Consider the following 2626-nt stretch of genomic DNA (forward strand, 5'->3'; position numbering starts at 1 on the left):
CATCTGTTCATCCGTCAGCCAAAACAGGTCGCTCATCTCCAGTCTCCTCACAGAGCCTGAATCAGATTTCCGTAATCAAATCAATGGGTCCTGAGCCTAAAAGAGCCTTATGTCTGTATCGCCGTACAGGCGAGCTCCCAATGTAAATATTGGAATAACCCGACAGGTTGGCGCGAAGTTATCACGTGGCTTAAAGAGCAAGGGTATCGCGTCGTCTGTATTGATCAGAAAGCCGAACATGGGACAGGCGTGGTATGGAACCACTTGCCGCATGGAGCTGAAGACCAGACAGGAAATCGTCCTCTGGCAGAACGAGCGCGCTGGCTTAAGCATGCAGCATTTTTTATTGGCGGCAGTTCAGGCCTAGCCTGGCTCGCATGGTCTGCAGGCTGCCCTGTGATCATGATTTCAGGGTTTACCCACCCAAATAACGAGTTTGAAACGCCCGGGCGCGTAATCAACTGGCACACCTGTAATTCATGCTGGAATGATCCGAAGGAGCGTTTTGATCACCACGATTTTTTGTGGTGTCCGCGGCACAAAAACTCCGAAAGGCAGTTTGAGTGCACAAAACTTATCACTTCCGAAATGGTGATAAATAGAATCAAGTTAATGAGAGGATAATAAAATGAGTTATGTATCTAGCGGAATACTGTACGTAGACAGCCCAGTTAATTCGGCCGGCGTCCCAGGTAGTTTCTATGGTTCTTCGACCTCAGGAATTGTTATTTTGTCGGGAGGTGAATTGTACGGGAGCGGAACTGTACGTTCTGGCGGAAGTATAGTAGTAAGCAGCGGCGGAAATCTCAATGAAGATATTACCATTTCTTCGGGTGGGTCTATCGAACTAAAAAGTGGATCTCTGATTGGGTATTCATCTTCTACTCTAACACTATTGAGTGGTGGCACTCTTGTCGTTGATTCTGGAGCGCAGCAATATAGCGGAGCATATTACATTATTTCTGGCGGAACAATTTCTGCTTATAGAAATTTGGGGCCACACAACTGGACAAGTGCTAGTGGGACCCTGATCATTGAGAGTGGCGTATCCCTTAGTGAAAGCCCCGTTGCTGGAGCTGCAACTGTTGCGGTCAGCAGCGGAGGTAGCCTGTCTGGCGGAACTTTTTTCTCCGGTAATGCTGTCGATGTGTATGCGGGTGGTGTGACGTCCAACATTGTCGCCTCCAGCGGAGCTGATGTTAATATTCAGGGCACCGGGTCAAATGTCACGATTGATACGGGAGCCGTTTTGGAAATTGCTTCTGGTGGTTTGGTAGAAGGGAGCACAATTAACGGCGGGACAGGCCACGTCGACTCTGGCGGAAGCCTGACAACGACGACAATTGACAATAGTGCCATTGTGCACGTGAGCGCAGGCGCTACGACTTCAAATCTGACACTTGAAACGTTCGGTACTGTCGTCGTCAGCTCCGGAGGAACTGTTTATAACACCGTTATTTCCAGTGGCGGCGGTCTTGGCCTCGCTGGTACGGCTTCCGGAACAATCGTTAACTCCGGCGGTGTACTGGAGATTAGTTCCAATGGTATTGCTCAGGACAATACTATTACCAGTGGCGGGGCCATTGATGCCGATGCAGGCAGTGTCGTGGGCACAACGACGGTGTCAAGTGGTGGATCGCTTACTGTCTCAAGTTCAGCTGCAATTTCCGGTGTTGTCACTGTAGCAAATGGCGGGTCTGCAACGATCTGGAACGATGCTGGCGGAACCATTGACCTTGTAGGAGACACGAACCACGGACTGACCATTTCGGGTCTCGAAAATGGTGGCACGGTCAGTACGGTCATTAGCGGATATACAGGAACGGGACCCGGTGATTCAGATTCAATAGATCTGGTCGGCGTTTCTCCTACGGGTGCAACATACAGCTATCCGTCCAACGATCAGGTGGTCGTAACGCTCAGCAATGGAAACACCATCACCCTTAATATCGAAGGCGTCAAAACGACAGGTTTCGCTCTCGTTAGTGATGGCAATGGTGGGTCCCTTGCTGAAGTCTGCTTCCTTGCGGGTAGCCTCATCTCAATCCCGTCTGGAACGATTGCCGTCGAAAAGCTGGCGGTCGGTGATAACGTCACAGCATATGTCGATGGGACCGAGACAGTTCGCCAGGTGACATGGGCCGGCCAGGCCCGCTGCACGGTCCGTCCGCATCTTGCTTTAGATCAGGCAGGATATCCCGTTCGCATTCTCAAAAATGCGATCTCTGAGGGCGTTCCTTTTAAAGACATGCTGATCACCGCCGAGCACTGCCTCTTCTTTGACGGCAAATTCGTGCCGGCTCGGATGCTCGTAAACGGTCGTTCGATCTTCTATGACACCTCGATCACGTCTTACGACTACTATCACATCGAAACCGCCGACCACTCCGTCATCATGGCTGACGGTATGTTGACGGAGAGTTATCTCGATACCGGAAACCGTCGCGCTTTCCGTCAAAATAACGCTGTCGTCTCCATCCCTCTCAGCCGTGATCTCTCCTGGGATGATGCCGCAGCCCCTCTCACCGTGTCGCGTGAAGCCGTCGAGCCGATTTACCGTCAGATTGAAGGTCGTGCCAAGGAGCAGAACTGCCCGGTTCACTCCGAAGCTCCGTCCCTGACCTAT

General features: G+C 51.4%; 1 protein-coding gene and 1 pseudogene. Both read left to right on the plus strand.

Going from position 1 to position 2626, the window contains the following annotated elements; genetic code table 11:
• Positions 1-96: 96 nt before the first annotated feature.
• Positions 97-624, plus strand: a pseudogene (locus JN414_RS16210) (autotransporter strand-loop-strand O-heptosyltransferase); the annotation flags it as partial.
• Positions 625-730: 106 nt separating this feature from the next.
• Positions 731-2626, plus strand: a 1896-nt coding sequence (locus tag JN414_RS16215; RefSeq protein WP_237390142.1) for a Hint domain-containing protein, incomplete at its 3' end; no start/stop codon positions are given.

It is taken from the genome of Gluconobacter sp. Gdi, from assembly GCF_014132155.1.
Taxonomy (GTDB): Bacteria; Pseudomonadota; Alphaproteobacteria; order Acetobacterales; family Acetobacteraceae; genus Gluconobacter.